The sequence below is a fragment of the Amycolatopsis sp. NPDC059027 genome (assembly GCF_042739735.1).
Lineage (GTDB): Bacteria > Actinomycetota > Actinomycetes > Mycobacteriales > Pseudonocardiaceae > Amycolatopsis.
This window is the reverse complement of the sequence record NZ_JBHYIK010000046.1, coordinates 42,994-62,180: the sequence shown is the minus strand read 5'-3', so window position 1 is coordinate 62,180 and position 19,187 is coordinate 42,994. Positions and strand designations below refer to the sequence as shown.

Here is a 19,187-nt window from a genome sequence, read left to right as displayed (position 1 = left end):
TGGTTAAGCTCAGCCGGATCTGGGACGACTGCCAGGGACCGGGAGACGAGAAGCGAGCCCACGAAGTGGGCCGGGCGGTTCTGGATTTACAGACCGGGAGCACTTCGGTCCGGGTCGGGGAGACGAGATACGTCGTAAAGCCCTCTTCCTAGGCCCTCTGAGCCAGGCCCGAACGTAGCTCGGATACGAAGGTCCGGAGCCGGCGGGACTGCACCTCCGCGGACCGGGCTTCTGCTTGGCTGGTCAAGTCGTGAGCCGCTCCGAGGTCACCAAGGTCCATCTCCAACCGCGCAAGCTTGACGAGAAGCAAAGCCTTGGCCCGGCCCCGGTCCGGGCCGAACGTGTTGAACGCGGATGTGAGTCGTGCGACTGCCTCTCCGAACACGGGCTTGGCTTGTCGGGGATCCATCTCCTGACCGATCCGCATCAGCACGCCTCCGGTGACGGAGTCCCAGTGTCCGGGAGTACGGATGAACCCCACCGACGCTGGCGCGTCGGTGGCCGGGTCCTTGCTCAGGATCTTTTCTCCTGCCCGGAAGCAATCCAGAGCCTCGTGAGGCCGCTTGTCGTTCGCGAGCATCCGCGCCGCGGCGAAGTGGACGTTTGCCCGCTCTTGAGAGTAGATCTTCTTATCGTTGAACGAAGGTCGAAGAATACTGACCCCCTCCCGGGGCGAGGACCTGGCGGTGAAGGATGCGATATCGATCAGGACATGAGTGCGTAGCGTCGGATCATCACCTTCACTTGACGCACGGACCGCTAGCGTGGCGATCTTCAGGGCCTGGCTCCGCTGCTCCGAATCATGAAGCGAATATGCGACACGATCCGCCAGGGCCCCCACCGCCGAGGATAGGGCCCTTCGGGTGTCTGGAGTCATGGACCCGTCCAAGAGCTTCACGGACCACGTCAGGGACCCGGAACCGATCCTCACGGCATGCTCCCCGCCGAACTGGAAATCCATGGCCGCGGCGAAGCCAGTAGCCTGGCGAACAGCCTCGACCTCAGACATGCCGACCCTTGCAGTCGACTGAGCAGGTACAACCAGCTCGTCAACGAGGCGTAGCAGAGGCTCAGTAGCCGCCAAACCGGCGGCTGCCTTCAGCAGCTCTCGCCTGTTCATGTCCTCGTCCCGAAGCGTCGTGCCTAGAGCCTTTTCGTACGCCTGTACTACCTCGGTAGTGATTCTACGCTCGCCCGTCTCGTAGTGACCGAGCGTAGACTTGTGGAAGCTCGTAAGCTCAGCCATTCGGGCCAGACTCACCCCCGCGCGCTTACGTACGTCACGGAGCGTGGTGCCGTCCATTTGTAGACCCTCTGTAGACCCCTAAACCCTTCCGAACCGCACCATCATTGTTGAACGATGGTCCCTGGGCAAGATCAGGAGCTGTCTTTCATACACCCCCTGATCAAGCTCGGTGGTAGGAACCCTGGCGCAGCGACACAAGGGTGGCCGTGCTGGGTCTCGCCATCGGCGGCACTGGGATCCATGAGAAAGGTGGTGAAGCCCCCCGCAACACGCCTTTCCCCAGTGCCGCCACTCCCAAGCAGCCGGACGGGCGGGCCCCGACGATCAACCCATCCCCGCCCGTCCGGTGTACCAGCAAGGCCCGGTGAGAGTGAACGAAGACAACGAAGCCCCGGAAGAGGCGACGGCACATGACGACGATGACCGGTTGGTTCCAGGCGGAGCAACCCCAGACCGCTACCCCTCCCTTGCCGAGAGCTACGCCCGAACGTTACTCGACTTCAGCCCCGAGTCCTGGTGACATGCATCCCGGACAACTCGTCTGGCGTATCGACGTACGGCAGGACTGTCGGTTCCACCTTTTCCGGAAGATGGAGCTGGCGGACCCGGATCGGGAAAGCGTTTCCCCCGAGTGCTGCCCTGGGTTGACCTTCCGTCGGACCGATCTTCTGTACACCCTGTCCACAGATCCGTCCTTGGTACACGTCCGATGCGTCAAGGCTCTCCGGCTGGATCTCGAACAGCGGACCGGGTGCGCGAACCCCGAAGAGCCACGTTGGCCTACGGACTGACGCCCCGCCAAAAGCGGGGCGGGCCATGGTAATCTACATACCCCCATACACCCGGGAGTAATGATGTACCGACTATTTACAGCAGTCCTTTCGTTCTTGGGCTTCGATCACGAATGCACGTGCGTCCTGAAGAACGGGCGGCGCACCGTTTGCCGAACGTGCGGGTCTGCGTGTCACTGTGACTAGTAAGCGACGCAAGGAAGAGGACAAGCAAGGCGGGTGGGGTCTCGCTATTGGCCTACTCGTGTTCTTTCTATTGCTCTTCGGACTGGCAATTGCGGTGGCTTTCATCCACAACCCCTCGGAGGGCTGGGATCGACTGCTGAATGCTGGTCTGTCCGTAGGAACCTTCGTACTCACTGTCGGCCCCGTCCTTGTCTATTACATGAAGAATAAGCCGTACGATTGATACAGAGAGAGGGGTCGTGTCGGACAACTACTACGGGGGCGCCGCCTGGGGAGAAGAGGTCGGGCGCACCGACAAGGAAATCGAGGACGAGAAACAGAAGGACAAGAACGAAGGCAAGTGAAACGCCAAAAGACCCCCTCCCAGCCCGAAGGCCAAGAGGGGGTCTTGGTGTGTTCATCGATCATCACCCGAGCCGCCGAGCACGCCGCGGGTCTTCCGGTCCCGGAGCTTACGTTCGTTCAGGCCCACCACGGCCCCGAGGCTCAAATTCAGTTCATCCGCGACCCGAGCTAGGTACCACTGGACGTCCCCAAGTTCCTTGGAGAGAGCGGCTCGGTCCAAGGCATCGACCACACCGCCCTTGTCCCGATAGATCTTCTTGACCTTATCCGCGACCTCCCCGGTTTCGCCAGCGAGACCTAGGGCCGTATACATCAGCGCAGACATGTCCCCGGTCCCCGCATCCGGGTACACGGCCGTGAACCTGGTCCCACGCTGGTATTCGTCGAAGTCGCTCACTCGACCTCCTTCACGAGGATGTCCCGGGCACGACCGGCGGCCCGTGCCTTTAGGACGATCTCCTCCATCGCGGCTCGATCCGGGGCGTACCGGATAGCCTTGATCCCAGCCGAATAGACCAGGGTGACCAAGTAGCCCCCTCGGGGTTTCTGGGGGTCGATAGGATGAGTGTTCACTTTCCCTCCCTCAGCTCTTGGAGCACATCACGCGTGATGTTGGTTCCGGTGTACCCGACTCCGTCCCGGCATCGATACACGGTCACATACGGCTCCAGTCCCTTTCGACCTCGAAGCCACGTGAGCAACTCGCGTTTGACCGTGAAGGCCGCTTCCGGCGGTCCGGGTTCGTCCTCGATCATGACCACGTACACATAAGACGATCGGCTCACTTCGACCTCCCCGGATACTTCGGAGTTCGGCCCGTCCGCTGCCAGCGGTCCAAGAGGCCAACCACGGCCCCGAGATCGGTGATAATGTCCCGTTCTTCCGTCGTGTACTGATCCCTCCGAGGAAGTCCGTTCTCGTCCAGCTCCACATACCTGAGGGCGTCTAGAGCCCGGGACCTGACGGTCCGGGCTGTCTCCAACCATCCGCCCTTGCGCTGACCTACGGAGAGTCCGGAGAACCAATCCGCCTCAACACGCTTCTCCTCGGCTCTCCGGAGGGCACATTCCGCAGACGCGGCCCCGTCTCTGTCCCGGTTGAAGCCAAAGTAATCCACCTCACGACCGAGGGCGTCCCGGACCTCGTAGGCATCGGGCCAACCGTGAGGGTTCTTCTCCATGTCGTTCACGATCCGATGGACCGTATGTGGCGCTGTCAAACTAAACCTCCGATGTAGGTTCGCGTTCCTCGGTCCCCGCCAAACTCAATCGAACCTTCACTGTCATACGTTCTCCCATTCAACGGACGCAACCTGAGCCTTGAAAACCTGCTCCGCAAGTCCGTAACCCATATCCCGGTACTTCTCCGCTTCTGCCCGCCAGTGTCGGGCTTCGTTCTGCCAATCGGCCGTCTCTCGATGGGCGACGCTCAGACGTCGCCTCAGGTCATCGACATCGTCCGCGGTCTTAGCACCCCAGGTGCGCCGATACAGGATCAGTGCACCCAAGAGCACCCACGGAATCGCGGTCTTCACTTCCGCTTCTCGTCTCGACGTTTGGCCGCCTGTTCCTGAGCCTTCTTGTCCAGCTCGCCGGAATTGAACGGCTCCTTGTCGATGTCCTTCTTCCACGCCTCGAAGGCGTCTCCGAGCTTGCTCACGGCAGAAGCTCCCTCCACGGCCGGACCGGCATTCCCAGAGCCTTCGCGGTCCGGACCTCCAACCGGGCCCCCCGGCTTCGGGTCCATCCCGGGAGCGTGGCCACCTGGGTACAGTCGAGAAGAACCTTCAGATCCAACCTGAGATAGTCCTCCCAGGTCCATCCCTCGATCACGCCCTTTTCGGACGGGTCTTCGACCGTGTATCCGGCCGCGCGCAGCTCCGCTGCGACGGCCCGGAACGCGGGGAAGTTGTGACCCGGGAGTCCGGTCATTGGACCGCTGACGTAGACCTTCATCGTGCCCACTCCGGAACCTCGGAGACCGGGATCTCGTTAGCCTGCGACCGGAAATCCCCGTTGTCCGGACTGCCGTAGACCGACGTACTGCGGCTGTAACCCTCGCCCTCTACAAAGGTCAAGGTTGTACCGTCCCATCGGTAATACCAACCCTCGTCCTCGAAGTACTGCATCTTCGGTGCGTCGGAAACCTTGGTCGAGTGTCCCTCCACAAACGAGACTTCGTCCCCAACCTCCATGTCGTCAGTGAGGTTCCAGCCCTTGGAATAGATCTCAGTGACAACGCCCGTCCAACACCGGTTGTACCCGCTGACCAGCCGACCCCGGAACCTCGACCCGTAATCGTTGTACTCAACGATGTCTCCGGGCCGCCATTCGCTATCAGCGGTTTCCTCGGTGACGGACTCGTAAACTGCCCCTCCTTGCTCCGGGTCTTTCGGCCCCTCCAACATGTGGAGTTTTTCGGCCGTCAACAGTTCATCCACCGGAGTCTGAACATCTCCGATGACGCCTGCCTTCCACCGAATCAGTTTGATAGCGTCCACGTTGAACTTGATCGCAGATCCGTGGTCCTCGTCCGTCAGCCCAGCGGCGAACTTGTATACGTGCCGGAAAAGGCTTCCCAGAGCGTGCTCCAGGGCCTCGGAGCCCTCGAACTGCTCCCAGTTCCGGGCTGCGTACTTCTCGGCTCCACGGGCCATCCAGCGGGCAAATTCGACCATGGGCTGATCGTCGTAGGGCTGAACCTCGTTCCACAACAGCTCGAACCGCTCAGCCTTGACAGCGCCATCCCGGATACCGCCACCCGCGAATTCTTTGCGCTCTCCCGAGTCGTCCATCAGTTCTCCTCTCCGAAGTCCTCTAGCGTGATCCGGCTTTTCGTTCCGTCCTCGTTGACCACAACGAGAGAGACAACTCCGTTGTTGATCTCTTCTTCTTCGATCCTGGCGGTTATTGCCCCTATGGTTTTGTTGCCCCGAACATAGGTCAGGGTAAGAGTGGTAACAGGCTTCATCAGTTCACCAACCCCTGTCGAATGAGCGCGATCGACGCTTCCAGATCCCGGAGCGGGACCTCACCGAGAACCTGAAGACTGTCCGCAGCCTTCTTGATCTTCTCGTCTAAGCGGTCTAGTTCCTTCTCCGCGCTCTTCAGGTCGTCGGCGAATGCCTCAAGAACAGCCTCCGTGTCCTTGGCATCTTCCTTAAGATACTCAACTTCCTCTTCAAGATCGCGAATTTTGTCCTCGGCATACAGCGCCATCTTTACTTCCTCTCAATCATGTTTGGCTTCAAGCCAGTTCTCTCCAGGCGGCCCTGCGGACGCCGGGAATTCGATCCTCTGCCCCTTACCGTGACCCGGTTCATGGGACGTGGCCATGAGTCCGAGGACATAGTCCCGGCATTCCTGCCAGTTCTCCCGGGGGACAGACATCAGGAGCGCATCGTGGATCTGAGCCTTGACCCGACGCAGGACGTGCACGGGCATCTTGAGCAAAGCGTCACAAATGATTTCCCGGGTCGTGGACTGCCCGATCAGAGCCGGGGCCTGAGTGAACTCCCGGCCCTTGTCCACGACCATGATCCGACCCCAGTCATTGAGGACGTGACCGTTGGTCCGGGCGTACCGAGTCATGGCTTCCTGCCAGGACACGACCCGGGAGAACGCCTTGTTCATGTTCTCCAGGAACGCTTTCGCGTCCTCCTCGGACTTGCCCCAGGTCCGGGCTAGCTTCTTGGCCCCGATTCGGTATCCCCAACCGTGGCCTCCAGGCTTGGCCAGTTGCCGGTACTCAGCCGTGACCGGGTCGTGCTTATCAGTCCCAACCACGTCCTTGCCCCAAGCGGCCCAGGCGTTGATCAGGTGTCCATCCGCCCCGGGCTCGAACCTCTCTGCGTATCGTTCATCCCCGGATTCAGCCGCGACCGCTCTCGCGTCCGCGTTCGAGTAGTCGAACTCCAGGAGCACATCCTCATCCGAATCCGGGAGGAAGTAGTCCTTATGGCTGTTGTCCCAGATCGTGAGTCCGGGCTCCGTGGTCGACCACCGGCCCGATCTCTGGAGCATCGTGATTTCCGGATGCACGAACCCATCCGGGTGCACGGAGTCCAGAGCGAGTTGGGCCAAGGATCTCTGGCCCTTGAGTTCGGCCAGAGCGGATCCGAGGTCTTCAGCCGGCGTTCCCGAGGTCAGCTCGATCAGGGTCTCGCCGCTGAGCGAGAGCCCGAAGGCCGGGCCCAAGGGATCGGCTTGGAGACCCTGAATCTTCTCTTGGTTCTTGACGATCCACCGTTCCCGTGCCCGAAGGGACACGGGCCGGAGCTTGGCCTCCCGGAGTTCGGCCTTCCACTCGGAAACCTCGCTCCGAAGCTTCCGGATCTTGGCTTTGGCCTCGGCCAGCTTCTCGTCCCGGTTGTCCCACCCCGGGGTCTTCGGCCAGTCCACAGTGTCCGGCCGAATCCCGTGATCGGCCAGAGCCGCGAGAATCGCGGCCTTACCGGGGTCGGTGGCCCAAGGTGAGGCTCCCTTGTCGGGAAGCCCGTATCGAGACACCAAGTCCCGCATGATGACCTCGCGGCGGGCCGCGAGCTTGTCCACCCGGGCCTGGGCCCTGTCCCGGTCCAGCTTGAGACCGTTCGAGCTGATGACCGCTTTCCGGGCCTCTATCTCCTGCTCTCGCATCGCGTACTTGTTCAGGGGCCCTAGCTTCAGGAGGGCCTTGGCCACACGCTCAGAGGCCAACACGTCGCCCTTGAGGTAGGACACGTACCGCGGATCATCCACCGGGATCCGCCCGAACCCACCTGCGATCCGATCTTTCAGCGAAAGGTCCGGGCCCCCGAACTCCTTGGCCAGGGCCTTGAGGTCCGCAGTTTTGCCGGCGACCCCGAGCTGATGGGCTTGTTCGTCCAAGCTGAACCATTTGGTCATGGCCTCGGGGCTGTCCGCAAGGGCGGGTTTCCCGAACCGATCCGTGTACTGGAATGGCGCCGGGTTCACCAGGACCGCGTGAGTCCAGGTGTCGTAGACCCGGCCCTCAATCGCTAGCTGAACCGGGATGTCCGATCGGATACCGAAGACGGCTCGGAGGTCGAAGTCGTGGACATTGTGCCCGATGATCCATCGGGCTGACAGGATCGCGGACCTCAGTTCTTCAAGGTCCGTCGTGATCTGGACTTCGGAATCGTCCGCCCACTTGTACCCGATCAGCCGGACGTATTCCTCAGGCTCCATCTGGTACAGGAGATGCCGGCTGTGGGTCTCCACATCGAAGATCAGGGTTCCGGATGGGGTGCCCACAGTTCTCTCCTATAGACGTGAATAGAGTTCCCGGATTGCATACTCGGCCTGCTGGGGTACGACGCCGTTGCCACCCAGCTTCAATTGTTCGTTCACGGTGAGACCCGGAACATTGGTGATACGGCCCGGCACGCCCATCATCCATTCAACGAGATACGGGCTCAACTTCCGGCTGCCTCGTGCGCCCGGAATAGTCGGTGCTGGCGCGGGGACACCTAGGATGCTCTCCCATCGGCGGATGGCTTCGGTGTACTGGACCCAATCCTGGGCAGGAGCGTTACCGCCACCATCGGGAGCATCGGATCGCCAGAGCTGCCCCGCTGATTCGGCCCCCCCTTGTACCCGTCCGAGGCTCGCGGCGTTGGCAATAGCCACTCCACCTCGTCTGCCAATGTCGGGCCATGCCCACCAGCCTTCCGCTTGTCCGGATGCTGACTGCCGCCATTCGAACCGAGGTTCGACGTTGGCGTTTTCAGCAACAACGTAGAGCCGTTTCCGGAGATGAGGGGCGCCGACTTCGGCAGCGGATACAACCCCCCCATGCGACGCGATACCTCAAGCCGGCAAGGTCCGCGCTGACAATGTCGAATCCTCGCCGGAGGTGGGCGGCGACGTTTTCCAGGATGACGAGGCTGGGTCGTAGTACGCCAACGGCGTCCGCGATCCAGGGCCAAAGGTGTCTGGGGTCTTCGGTGCCAAGTCTTTTACCCGCATTCGAGAAGGGCTGACACGGATAGCCAGCCGTGAGGATGTCGACCCCACGCACCGAGGACCAGTCGATGACTTTCAGGTCCCCGAGGTTTGGAATCTCAGGATGGTGATGCTCAATAACCCGGATCGGTCCGGGATCAACGTCCGACCACCAAGCGGGTCCACCGCCGAAAACGGACTGAACCGCCAAATCGAGACCGCCGTATCCCGTGCACAACGACCCGATGACAGGTCCGTTCACTAGTCCTCCCAAAGGCGGGACCGAAGTCCCGCCGTCCAGATGTAAAGTATCGAACCTCAGAAAGGCGGGAGGTCATCCGAGGAGGACTCCGCCGGCTTCGCCGCGGTCTTGGGCTTGACCTTCTCCAGTCCCCCATCACTCAAGACCTCGACCCCGCCCGTGACCTGCTTCCCCTTCTTGGGTCCACGCCAAATCCTGATCTTGGTGCCCGGCTCCGGACGCTCACGCAGAAGCGCATTCCGGATCCACGTCAACGTAGCGTCGTAGTGGAACTCCTCACCCTCGTCCGAGGTCATGAACACCCGGGGAACAATATCTTCGAAGGGCTGGGTCTGGCCGATCTTCCGGATCGTCCCAATGATCTCATCCCCGTCCTTCTCCAAGGAGCGAAATCCAGGACCGCTACTCGGACCACCAAATTGATCCCAGTCACTCATTGTGTACCTTTCCTGTGGTATTCGTAGTCACACTTTTTACCCCGGCACGCCCACGCGTGCCAGACTTTCCCTGACCGATCCACACCGGACGCATACACCCGCATCCCGTGGTTACATTCTGAAGCCTCAGGCATCCATCCAGGGGCCTCTACGGACCCTACAGGCTGACCTGGCTTCAGCCCTCGGCTTTTCCCGAACGGGCCTGCTTACCCTTGGCTGCGTAGTCGCCCTGGGCCCAGTGATGACCCGCGTTCCAGGTCCCCACGATCGCCGCAAACGGCGAGCGAACGAAAACCTCGGACTTCGGATCGAGCTTCAGGAACTCGGCCACTTCCTCAACCGTGCCCGAGATGTTGATAATCCCGGCCTCCGATGAGTTCGCAGTCTTACCCGAGAGCGAAATCCGGAGTCCTGCCTTCGCCTCGTCTGCCTTCTTCGCCTTGTCGAACGGATCCGCCATCAGTACTCCCTCTCGGTCTGCGCCCTGGCTTGGGCATTGGTTAGGACGAGCCGGGTCCCCGGACCCTCGATATGAGCCGCGTCCCGGTTGATATGCGCCCGGTTCATGCACTCGGTCAGAGCATCCACAGCCCGGGTCAGGGTCATCCGGTTTTCGATCCGGATCCCGAACATGTACCGCCGCTCAATCAGGTCCGAGTAGCCCGCATTCCGGCTACGGAGAAGCTTCATACCCCGGTCAATATCCACGCGCTCGGTGCTGGTCTGTTCCCGGGTTCCGGTTAGCGCCCCGGCTCCGAGGATCGACCGGACATCCTGAGTCGAGTAGAAAAAATTCCCGGTGAAATGGTCGAAGTCCGTCCGGGATTGGGATGCGATCTGCGTCCCGATCTTCCGGAGCGTGGACCACCGATCCCCGGGCTCCATGTCCAGGATCCGTTCGGCGTGGTCCCGATCCAGGATGTGGGAGACCATGTCCTGGTACAGATCATCCGACTCCGTGACCGCGGACCAGTCTTTAGCGACCCTCTCCGCGGCTCGCGAGATCTCAGGGAGCAGATCCGTAATCATCGCAGCTCCACGAGGTTGAGCGACTTACCGGACCTCGACCAGTGACCGCAGCTCTGGCAGTGGTACCGCTGATACAGACCAACCAGGGTTGGTGTGGTCCCGCGCTTCTGGATCTTGCCCGATCCACACTGAGGGCAACCCTTGCCGTCGAACAGGTTGGCGTTCGGGACCTTGAGCCACGGGAGAAGGCGATTGTACAGATCGATCAGAAGATGCACGTCCTGCTTGTTGTACCGCTCCATCCGGGCCCAAGCCTTCTCATCGCCCTCAAGGCACTTGACCCACAGGCCAAATCCCTCGTGGGACTGCTTGCCCTTCCCGAGAAGGGTTTGGGCGACGAACTCCAGTTTGTTCGAGGCGAACCGGAACTCACGCTGAACGTCCTTCAGCATGTCGATTTCCTTGACCGGAGAGAACGGAGTCCATCCGCGCTTAGTGAACTCGGTCTTCATGTGCTTCGTGTCGAAGCCCTTTCCGTTCCAGGACAGCAAAGAGTCAGCTTCGTCCAGAAGCGAATACGCGGTCTCGAACATGTCTTCATCCCGGATGTCCCGGTATACGATGTTCTTCTTGGGCTCGCCGACCCATCGGGCGGCGAAGCTGATAACCCCACCAACCTCGATCACCTGGTTCACGGCCACGGGACTCTTGGACCAGAGCCCCCATCGGTATACCGAATGGGGTGAGGTCTCGATATCCCAGGCTAAAATGCGATTGCTCGTCATGTACTGCCTTTCATTCGTTCCACGGCGACGACCGCCGTTCCATGCTCGGCACGAACACGGCTGAGCTGAGCTGAGTTCCGGGGATCTGAACCCCACGGAGTTCGAACGTCTTGCGCCAAGACCCGTTCTCCTTGCTCTTGATAGAGGCCAACGTGCGGATCCCGTCTTCGTCCTGCAACTTCAAGATCGTGTCCACGTTGCCTTCGATCGGGTATGAACCCGCGGGCTTGTCGGGGTTGGACTTCGCCGGGTGGTGCAAGACCACAAGCGCAGCCCCGGGGTTCGCCTCTCGGACCCGGTCGAGCTGAGCGATGATCCGGGACGCCTCAGCCGGATTCTCCAGGCTCAGACCTTCTGAAGCCCGGAGCATCGTGTCCACGATGATGAGGTCCGGCCGGAGCCGGCGGACCAGCTCCTGGTGCTCGGCCACGGATTCGTCCGAGGACAAGATCAACCGCATCTTCCGGTACTGAACCTGCCCCGGGTCCGGCTGGACCCCGTGGAACGCCTCCCAGGCTTTCCAACGCACGGCCAGGCGCCGTGTGCCTTCGCCCGCGAGATACAGAACCCGGCCCTGCTCGATCTCCTCACCCCAAGCCTGGGTCCCGGTCGCGGCACCCATGGCCAGGTCGATAGCCGAGAAGGACTTGCCCGCCGTTGGGACCCCGAACAGGATCACGGTCTCCGCACGGGGAAGGACCCCGCTGATCAACCAGTCCCCGTCCCCGAGTTCGGGATCAAACTCCAGCACGTCGTCATCGGACACCCGGGCCACCCGAACCGGATTCATCCGAGCCTTGGCCTCTTCCGCGACCCGGGCCTTCCGGATCTGAGCCGCAACCTCAGCCTCAAAGGCTTCGTCCGTATCCTCCTCAGGGACCTCGTACTGCGCGTGTTCTGAGGCCCACTCGATGAAAGACTCAAGTTCCCGCTCCGCAACCCCCCCCGAGTCGTAATACGCGGCACGGGCAAGCTCAGCCACGACCTCGGGGTTTTCCCCGAGGGTCATCCCGAGACCGAAGAGCCGGATCATCATCCGGCGCATAGACGCATTTCGAGTCCCATCCTCCATCCGGGACAGGCCCGTGAGAATCTGATCGAACTTGGATTGCATCCGTTTGCGCTGATCCGTAGTCAGCGCTGGCCGTTCCTCGACCACCCGGACCTTGGTCGGAGCCGACCTCAGGGTCTCGGCAATCGAATCCGGGAACTCCGGAAGCTCGGACACCGAAACCATGCCCGCGAGATCTAGGAACTCGTACTGGCCGTACCCGGGAACCTCGGTCGGGGGCCCCACCACGATTCCGCCCCGGGCCCGGATGTCCACCCCGGCCGCGATCTTGGATTGAGAGCATTCAACCGGGACCGAACCCTCTCGATAGAACCAGTGCTCACCCCCGGACGGGGTCCGGGCCTTGACCGGGGTGTCCGGGAGTTCGACCCCGGCCGCCTTCAGGGCGGCGAAGCCGTCTTGTCCGTGCTTCGTGTCGATGTCCAGGACCACGAGTCCGGATAGGCCTGTGTTGATCACTAAGCCCGTGTATCCGGAAAACAAATCCCGGATCTCGTCTGGATCCTCGGGGTACTCCCCCGAGCCCCACGGACCGGGGAATCTCAGGTCTTTATCTCCGTCTTCGTCCACACCTACCGTGACCGGAAAGCAGGAGTAGCCTCGGGCCGTCAGGGCTAGGGCGTAGGAAATGACCTCGCCCATGGATCACCTCCGTCCAGATGTAAAGTATCGGGCCCGAAGAGATCACCCGAAGAGGTCTGCGTATTCGACCTCACGCGTACTCGGTTCATTGTTGAGAAATTCGAAGGTCAGGGACGCCGAGGGCAGCCACTTGCCTCCGAAGTAGCCTTCAGCGCGGGCATCGGGCCCGGCACCCGAAAGAACTCGATACTTCGAATCGCGATTCGTTACGAAGTACCGATACTTAGTCATGGGCTCCGGAAGGGTTGCGGGCTCCGGTTCCGTGTCCTCGACCCCACCCATAAGGAACGCGTAGAACGCCTCTGCGGTCCTCAAGACCACATCCTCGGGCGTGTTGAAGTCCACGTGCCTAAGGGCCTGATCCAAAGCCTCCTTGCGGACCTTGTAGTCGATCTGATCAATCATTCCGTAACCTCTTCCCCGGTCTCGACATCCACGAGTCGGTAGAACTTGTTCGGCAGGGTCCAACCCTTGAACGAACTCGAAGAGTTCACGAACTCTTCAGCCTCAGCGCGGGATTGCGCCCAGGAGAACCGGCCCGGGGAAACCTCATAAGCTCGCTCGTACGAGCGGCGATGAGATCCCTCCTTGTCCACCGAAACCAGCGTCCGAGGCTTCGGGGTTTCAGCCTTCGGAGCGGGCTTGATCGCAGCCCGGACCTTCTTTTTGGAGATTGGCTGGAGTCTGTCCAGGAAGTCGATCGAAAATTCAGATCCGCTCCAGGCCGAACTGGCCCATCCCAGTTTGGAAGTCCGATACTGAACACGCGGGATGTTCGTTTCCCGCTCCACCCGATAAAAGAACGCGTCATCGTGTTTGACCACGAAGTACTTCCACTTACCCATTTTAATCCTCCACCTCTCTAACCGGGACCCAAGTCCGGGTCTCTCGATCCCATCTGTCTTGGGGTTCACCATTGACCAGCCGATAGATAACCGGCCTGTTGTTGGAGTCCCGGACCACGCGACAACGCCATCCGGTCATTAGCTGAGTGCGCTTCTCGCAGCAAGCACCCCGAGCGTGCTCACACCGAGCAAGCCCCAGAACCCGAGGGACAGACCAAGGATCGCAGTGATGCCCCACAACGCCAGACTCACAAACACGATACGGAAGAACAAAGTTGCCTTTCAAAACTTCCTATCAATTCAACACCCGCCGAGCGGGCGGGTTTGTCAGATACTCAATCCCACGCTCGAAGAACTCGACCTCATCCCGGGCGTGTCCGAGCACGCCCTTGTTGCACGAGGTACAGAGCAGACCCCGGACGCATTCCCCGCACGAGACCGGACCCGGACAGCACTTGTGATCGTGGTCCACGGCCAAGCGCTTCCGACCCGTTCCCTTGGCCCGCCGACAGAGGGCACAGACCCCGCCCTGAGCTTCATACAGGGCTTGGTACTGGGCCTCGGTGATGGAGTAGGTCCGCTCCACGTACTGAGCCCGTGAGCGGGCTCTAAGGGCCAATTTCCGGGCCCTGAGGTGGGTCGAGCACCGCGGGCCCGGATGCGGAGCCGGGCGTCGGGTCTTCACGCCCTCGGAGATGCAGTCTTTGCAGACAGTCATGCCCCGAAGTGCTTGTTCAGGAGATCCCGGACCAGTTCAGCAAGGGCTCGATCCTGCGCCCCAGTTGTTGCGAATCCGGAAATTTTACCCATGTAGTTGTCGCTCGCATCGTAGATGAAGGCACCGGCACTACGGAATGGAGTTGTAACAGTCGGTTCCTCGACCCGTTCCGGCTTCGGACCGATAAACGACAACTGGGGCTTGATCACCTCGATCGGCTCGGCCGGGTCCAAATACCACGAATCGCCGTCCGAGCCATGGACCCTGGGCCAATCCCCATGCCAATCGTCATACTCGCCACGAAACTCACCCTCGTAGACCTCGTCGTTCGGAAGACCGGAAAGCGACGCGGTCCCCCGAAGCCAGTCACCCTTCTTGTATTTGGTCATCTTGTTCCTCTCCTTCGTTACTCGTTTTCGCGTCCTCGTTCATAAGCTTCGACCACACGATCCCGCGATAAAGCTGGGACCGTCCGCCGTATGTATTCCGGCACGGGGGGTCACAATCGCATGGTCGGCTCACGATTCATACTCGATCCCATACGCGAGTTCTCGAAGATCCTGAGCGATATAGACCAGGGTCTCCGTACCGCCCCGGCCGAAGCTATCGGCCACCTGGCGAAGCACCGTTGCCGTGGCTGCCTTGGCCTGGTACTCAACTCGCTTACCGATGGTAAACGGCTCGTTCGTATGGGCCAAAGTAAACTCCGCGTACGCCATGATCAAGGCGTCCTTGACGGACCGGACGAGCAATTCTTTGATTCATGCCGCTATTCCTCCCCGAAAACTCGGGCGTTGAGCGCCTCGGCAACGTACTTACTGAACTGTTCTCGTATCTCTCGTCCGAACGTGGCCGTAATCCAGTCGGCCGTGTGCAGGACCACGGAGCCATCCCTGGCCAGAATCCGGTCACTTCGGTACCTGAACGGGCCTTGGAAGTACGGTCCCTCCACAGGCTCCGGAGCCGGGCCCACAAGGGGCCGTTCTGGGGTTACAATCTCGATCGGCTTACCGGAGTCCAAGAACCAAGGCCCTCGATCTCCGTAGACTAGGGGCCATCCGTTGGTATCGGTCTTGCCCCGAAACTCGCCCTCATACGCCTCACCGTTCGGAAGTCCGGAGTCCGTAGCTGTCCCCCGGAGCCAGTCCCCTACCTTAGTCACGCGATCTCCGCCTCTCGTCTCTGAATGAATTCCAGCCACTCGAAATCGGCCCTTCGATTCGGCCGATCCTCAACACTGCCCTCAATCACGTAGTAGTTGTCCAGATACTTCTCCATGAGAGAAAGATCGGGATGGAGGTTGAAGACCTTGACCACGTCCCGCTCAGTCGGGATCGGATAGACTCGCCGCATCACCGAAGGTGTGCCCGCGAGCTTCGCTCTGAAGAACGCGTTCACGGGTCCGCGGTGGATCTCGTACCACTTCGGGTCTTCGAGGCTGTACCGGACCAAGACCCGGTATCTCGGCTCGGGATCACGATCGCGGGCCATTAACCGGCCCTCTTAGCCGACTTGTCGATGATCATGATTTGTTCCCTTCGAGTTGCTTCTTGAGGTGCCGAAGCGCCCTCAGCGCTTCGTCCGCGTCCGACATCTCGGGCAGAGTCGGAAGGTGGACCCCGATTGAGGTCATTTCTTGAATGACATAGTCCAGGCGTCGAATCAACGACGCCTTCAACCTCGGCTTCGGTTCGGGAATCGGGTCTTCGGCGTAGACCTCGTACGGGTCCAATCGATCAGTCATCGTCTTTACCTTTCGAACTGTCCAGATGTAAAGTATTAGACCTGAGAAAAGTCACAAGAGTCCGCCACGGAGCACCGCCGACACTGAGGTCCGGGGGTCGGATCGAACCTTTCGGCCCGAACCTCTTGGTCCAGCCACTGGAATTCGGCCCCAACCGCCTCTGGAGTCCAATCCGTGAGGTCGTAAGGCCTGGTTGGCCCCGCCTTCCGGCTCTGGGTCCCGGCCATCCAGTAGTCCCCCGTGTCGGCCCGGAGCCCGTACAGGACGTCCAGAGCCGCGGAGTACGTCCCGAGCTGGAACGCGTCCCCGGGCGTCGACCCGGACTTTAAGTCCCGGGGGATCGGCTTGTAAGCGGTCTCCGCCAAAGCCTTCTCGTAGGCGGCTACGGCCGCCTTGGATTTCGACTTCGGCTTGGGGATCGCGGGCTGGACCTCGGGGACCTGGTCTATGTACCCGACCACCCGGATCCCGCCGAACTCGACATCGAAGGCGAGTTCGATAGCAGGCGTTCCATCGGGCGTGATCCAGATGACCTCCCGAGGTGCTACCTCGGAGTAGTACTCCAGATACCCGGTCACCTGTTCAAGGCCGATCTCGAATCGACGTTCCACGTCGGCCGCGCCCTTGTAGTGCCCGGACGAGAACCAATACGCCATGTTCGGAGTCTCAGACGTGGCCTCGTTGATCCCGGCCACGTACGCGTCCCTGAAGGCATCTTGAGCCTGATCCAGGGTCAAGGTCCGCCCAGAGCGTTCGAACTCCTCAGCGGCCGTGTGAAAGGCCGTTCCATGGGCGAACCACGCCGCCGGCCGCTGCCACACCTTCTCGACCCGTTCGAGCCAGTACCGATAGGGACAGTCCTTCATAGTCTTGTATTTCGAGACCGAGTAATACGGCTTGTGGCCCTCGCCTGTGGGGAAGTCTTGGCTCCGGCTCACGCTGCCTCCTGTTCAACGCGTCTTTCCGTTTCAGCTCCGATCGGAGCCCGACATGTATGCGGGGCCCTCACCCCGGGACAAGTCGAATGAACGTCCCTGACCTCGGTCACGGCTCTACCCATCATCATGTCCGGATCTTCGTCCTCTTCGTATGAGACCAAGGTCGTGCAAACCTCGGCTAGGATTGCGGCCACCGGAGCGAAGACCCGGCCGTCCAGAGGGACGGCCACGGACCGGACCACGACCATGATTCCTTCGGTCACAGTCACGTATAGCAAGGTTGGCTCGGATACGAGTTCCCCGTTCCACATTTCCCACCGCCTCGTTTATTCACGCTACCTCCGGACGTCTCTCCGGGATGCGCCAAAGATCGTAAGCCGCGTCCGTCATCTCGACGTGCGCATTGACCCTCAGGAGCAATGAGCCGTCCCGATCCTCGCGGGGTACGTACTTCCACCCTCCGAACCGCGCCTTGGGTTTCGGGGGCTCGGACGGGTCGTATTCAACGACCACGTCCAGGTCTTCCAGATTCCGATACCAAGCCTCAAGTAACTCAAGCTTCCGCTCGGACATTCCGCGTCCGCCCGTGGCCAGGAATTCGGCATGGTTCACAATCCGTGCCCATACGCTCGACTTCTTATGCTCCGGGTCTACGTTCTTCCACGGGATGCTCTCCTGAGCCACCTGAAGCGGGGTTTTCACATCCATCGTCCGACGATGATGATTGATAGCCTGCCGGGACACTCCTAGCTCTTTTGCTATCTGGGCCGGCTTCTTACCCTGCCTCAGCATGGCCAGGACCTGCGCGCGGGAGATGCGCGGTTTCGGTGGCATTTCTACACTCCCCGGGAGTAGACAGTAACCGAAACTTTACTTCTGGACTGTTGGTCATGGCAACCTCCCTCCGGTGCTTGCGTTCAATGTCACCCAGTCATCGGGACGCTAGCCATGAAAGTTACTCACAGCTAGGGGCGGAATCCCTGGTCCCGGGTGCGCAGAGCGGGGGCTGTTACTCGTAGTTACTTCTGGGTAAGGTGTTCTTTACCTGCGGATGAACCGGGTTACAAGATCGTGCCGGACGTCACACCCGGTTGTTGAAACTTCAAACGTGTTCACCCGAACGGCGGTACGCTTCACAGCGTCCGCATGGGTTGCGGAGACCTGAACGTGATTCAGACTTGGGACTAAAGTCCCTGGTCACGGCCGCGGTCCTGACTCAAAAGCTCGCGGATCTCATCGTCGATGTTGGCCATTGCAGTCTGGATCTCGCGTTCCTGGTCAATCAAGCCCCGTCTGCGGGCGCGTTCCACGCGATCCCGAACAGAGACCACGGAGGAGTACACGAGGAAGACCCCGAGCCCCCAGGCTAGAGCCCCGAGGATTATCCAGATCAACATCTGGACCTCCGGTCCTGTTCCTGATCCAAGCGCACGCCACGTGGAGGCCGTGAGCACTTGGATGAGTTCCGAGCCGCCAGGCGGCGCCTGGCGGGTGAACCTCCGCCTGCGAGCGTCCCGATACACTTCGGGAACTCGGACGTCTCAGAGAGGCCCAGAGCCCGTCTGTAGGCAAGGTCCGCTTCCGTGAGCCCATGGGCGGTCATGACGGACGATCCACACCGAGCGCGGCGTAGAAATCGTCCTCGATCTTGTTGTACTGCTCTTCGAGCCATTCTCGATCCGCAGAGCCTGCGAGGTAAAGCCTCACAGCCTCGGTCAGTCGCCCGTACTGAAACGCGATTTTGATACTAACATCCGACAACAGTCTGTTCCTTTCAAAGTTTGGAGGGCTCGACCAGCCGTCGTTAATGCGACGACTGGGAGCCCAAGCCCTTCTCAGGCTTTCCGCATGATCGGAAAGCCCGCACCGCTCTCGGCGCCGAACTCGCCGAGGGTAACGGCGTGGAGAAAGTCGAGCGTGTCGGCGAGTTCGTTCGCGCGCATCCGGTCCTCCTCGAAGGAGCAGTAGGCGTAGAGCTTCGCCTTGGTGTCCCGCTGCTCGATCAGCATCGCGCTGAAGCGCGCCAACCCCTCGCGCAGTCTGGCCTCCGCCAGACGCGACTTCTTCATGATCGGCTCCTTTCGATGTTTGGAGGGCTCGACCAGCCGCCGCTCACGGCGGCTAGGAGCCCGGATCAGGGGTGTTCGCCGCGGAGGGCAGCGGACGAGCCACGGTAGATCAAAAGTCGCAAGTGCCACCCGGGGGAATCGAACCCCGTTGGAGACTAAGGCGCCTGTGCCGGGCGGACTGGTAAATCGGAAA

At 60.9% G+C, this 19,187-nt stretch carries 26 protein-coding genes; all 26 read right to left on the bottom strand.

The window, feature by feature from the left end:
- Positions 1-148: 148 nt before the first annotated feature.
- Entirely contained in the window at positions 149-1,303 is a 1,155-nt protein-coding gene (locus tag ACFWY9_RS28785) for a helix-turn-helix domain-containing protein (RefSeq protein ID WP_378340378.1), read from the bottom strand.
- Positions 1,304-2,620: 1,317 nt separating this feature from the next.
- The gene (locus ACFWY9_RS28780; protein WP_378340377.1) at positions 2,621-2,965 is read right to left on the bottom strand and encodes a nucleoside triphosphate pyrophosphohydrolase family protein; all 345 of its coding nucleotides are present in this window, start codon (positions 2,963-2,965) and stop codon (positions 2,621-2,623) included.
- A 384-nt stretch (positions 2,966-3,349) separates the two neighbouring features.
- Positions 3,350-3,757 carry a hypothetical protein gene (locus ACFWY9_RS28775; protein WP_378340376.1) on the bottom strand — a complete coding sequence of 136 codons (408 nt, stop codon included), beginning with the start codon at positions 3,755-3,757 and terminating at the stop codon, positions 3,350-3,352.
- Between the two features lie 93 nt (positions 3,758-3,850).
- Entirely contained in the window at positions 3,851-4,102 is a 252-nt protein-coding gene (locus ACFWY9_RS28770) for a hypothetical protein (protein ID WP_378340375.1), read from the bottom strand.
- The gene (locus ACFWY9_RS28765) at positions 4,099-4,227 is read right to left on the bottom strand and encodes a hypothetical protein (RefSeq protein WP_378340374.1); all 129 of its coding nucleotides are present in this window, start codon (positions 4,225-4,227) and stop codon (positions 4,099-4,101) included. Before ACFWY9_RS28765 ends, ACFWY9_RS28770 begins: the two co-directional genes overlap by 4 nt.
- Positions 4,224-4,523, bottom strand: coding sequence for a DUF4406 domain-containing protein (locus ACFWY9_RS28760; protein WP_378340381.1), 300 nt, complete (start codon positions 4,521-4,523; stop codon positions 4,224-4,226). The genes ACFWY9_RS28765 and ACFWY9_RS28760 overlap by 4 nt, the downstream gene beginning before the upstream one ends.
- Entirely contained in the window at positions 4,520-5,362 is an 843-nt protein-coding gene (locus ACFWY9_RS28755) for a dATP/dGTP diphosphohydrolase domain-containing protein (RefSeq protein WP_378340373.1), read from the bottom strand. Before ACFWY9_RS28755 ends, ACFWY9_RS28760 begins: the two co-directional genes overlap by 4 nt.
- Positions 5,362-5,538: a hypothetical protein gene (locus tag ACFWY9_RS28750; RefSeq protein ID WP_378340372.1), complete on the bottom strand. Its 177-nt coding sequence runs from the start codon at positions 5,536-5,538 to the stop codon at positions 5,362-5,364. Before ACFWY9_RS28750 ends, ACFWY9_RS28755 begins: the two co-directional genes overlap by 1 nt.
- Complete coding sequence (locus ACFWY9_RS28745; protein WP_378340371.1) at positions 5,538-5,786, bottom strand: hypothetical protein; 249 nt, start codon at positions 5,784-5,786, stop codon at positions 5,538-5,540. Before ACFWY9_RS28745 ends, ACFWY9_RS28750 begins: the two co-directional genes overlap by 1 nt.
- Positions 5,787-5,798: 12 nt before the next feature.
- Positions 5,799-7,823: a DNA polymerase gene (locus ACFWY9_RS28740; protein WP_378340370.1), complete on the bottom strand. Its 2,025-nt coding sequence runs from the start codon at positions 7,821-7,823 to the stop codon at positions 5,799-5,801.
- Between the two features lie 472 nt (positions 7,824-8,295).
- Entirely contained in the window at positions 8,296-8,775 is a 480-nt protein-coding gene (locus ACFWY9_RS28735) for a DNA cytosine methyltransferase (protein ID WP_378340369.1), read from the bottom strand.
- Between the two features lie 56 nt (positions 8,776-8,831).
- Positions 8,832-9,158 carry a hypothetical protein gene (locus ACFWY9_RS28730; protein WP_378340368.1) on the bottom strand — a complete coding sequence of 109 codons (327 nt, stop codon included), beginning with the start codon at positions 9,156-9,158 and terminating at the stop codon, positions 8,832-8,834.
- Between the two features lie 229 nt (positions 9,159-9,387).
- Positions 9,388-9,672 carry a hypothetical protein gene (locus ACFWY9_RS28725; RefSeq protein ID WP_378340367.1) on the bottom strand — a complete coding sequence of 95 codons (285 nt, stop codon included), beginning with the start codon at positions 9,670-9,672 and terminating at the stop codon, positions 9,388-9,390.
- Positions 9,672-10,241 (bottom strand): hypothetical protein, encoded by a 570-nt coding sequence (locus ACFWY9_RS28720; protein WP_378340366.1) that lies wholly within the window; start codon positions 10,239-10,241, stop codon positions 9,672-9,674. The genes ACFWY9_RS28725 and ACFWY9_RS28720 overlap by 1 nt, the downstream gene beginning before the upstream one ends.
- Positions 10,238-10,876, bottom strand: a complete 639-nt coding sequence (locus ACFWY9_RS28715) for a ribonuclease H-like domain-containing protein (protein ID WP_378340365.1) — start codon at positions 10,874-10,876, stop codon at positions 10,238-10,240. The genes ACFWY9_RS28720 and ACFWY9_RS28715 overlap by 4 nt, the downstream gene beginning before the upstream one ends.
- Before the next feature lie 100 nt (positions 10,877-10,976).
- The gene (locus ACFWY9_RS28710; RefSeq protein WP_378340364.1) at positions 10,977-12,680 is read right to left on the bottom strand and encodes an AAA family ATPase; all 1,704 of its coding nucleotides are present in this window, start codon (positions 12,678-12,680) and stop codon (positions 10,977-10,979) included.
- Between the two features lie 42 nt (positions 12,681-12,722).
- Positions 12,723-13,085 (bottom strand): hypothetical protein, encoded by a 363-nt coding sequence (locus tag ACFWY9_RS28705; RefSeq protein ID WP_378340363.1) that lies wholly within the window; start codon positions 13,083-13,085, stop codon positions 12,723-12,725.
- Positions 13,082-13,525 carry a hypothetical protein gene (locus ACFWY9_RS28700; protein ID WP_378340362.1) on the bottom strand — a complete coding sequence of 148 codons (444 nt, stop codon included), beginning with the start codon at positions 13,523-13,525 and terminating at the stop codon, positions 13,082-13,084. Before ACFWY9_RS28700 ends, ACFWY9_RS28705 begins: the two co-directional genes overlap by 4 nt.
- A gap of 295 nt (positions 13,526-13,820) precedes the next feature.
- Positions 13,821-14,243 (bottom strand): endonuclease VII domain-containing protein, encoded by a 423-nt coding sequence (locus ACFWY9_RS28695; protein WP_378340361.1) that lies wholly within the window; start codon positions 14,241-14,243, stop codon positions 13,821-13,823.
- Complete coding sequence (locus tag ACFWY9_RS28690) at positions 14,240-14,632, bottom strand: hypothetical protein (protein ID WP_378340360.1); 393 nt, start codon at positions 14,630-14,632, stop codon at positions 14,240-14,242. Before ACFWY9_RS28690 ends, ACFWY9_RS28695 begins: the two co-directional genes overlap by 4 nt.
- A gap of 129 nt (positions 14,633-14,761) precedes the next feature.
- Positions 14,762-14,962 carry a hypothetical protein gene (locus ACFWY9_RS28685; RefSeq protein ID WP_378340359.1) on the bottom strand — a complete coding sequence of 67 codons (201 nt, stop codon included), beginning with the start codon at positions 14,960-14,962 and terminating at the stop codon, positions 14,762-14,764.
- Positions 14,963-15,401: 439 nt separating this feature from the next.
- Positions 15,402-15,734 carry a hypothetical protein gene (locus tag ACFWY9_RS28680; RefSeq protein WP_378340358.1) on the bottom strand — a complete coding sequence of 111 codons (333 nt, stop codon included), beginning with the start codon at positions 15,732-15,734 and terminating at the stop codon, positions 15,402-15,404.
- Between the two features lie 31 nt (positions 15,735-15,765).
- On the bottom strand, positions 15,766-15,987 hold the full coding sequence (locus tag ACFWY9_RS28675) for a hypothetical protein (protein WP_378340357.1): 222 nt from the start codon (positions 15,985-15,987) through the stop codon (positions 15,766-15,768).
- Positions 15,988-16,022: 35 nt separating this feature from the next.
- The gene (locus ACFWY9_RS28670) at positions 16,023-16,925 is read right to left on the bottom strand and encodes a RecB family exonuclease (protein WP_378340356.1); all 903 of its coding nucleotides are present in this window, start codon (positions 16,923-16,925) and stop codon (positions 16,023-16,025) included.
- 330 nt (positions 16,926-17,255) lie between these two features.
- A complete protein-coding gene (locus ACFWY9_RS28665) occupies positions 17,256-17,759 on the bottom strand; it encodes a helix-turn-helix domain-containing protein (RefSeq protein WP_378340355.1) in 504 nt (167 codons plus the stop codon).
- A gap of 1,001 nt (positions 17,760-18,760) precedes the next feature.
- On the bottom strand, positions 18,761-18,994 hold the full coding sequence (locus tag ACFWY9_RS28660; RefSeq protein ID WP_378340354.1) for a hypothetical protein: 234 nt from the start codon (positions 18,992-18,994) through the stop codon (positions 18,761-18,763).
- Positions 18,995-19,187 lie beyond the last annotated feature (193 nt).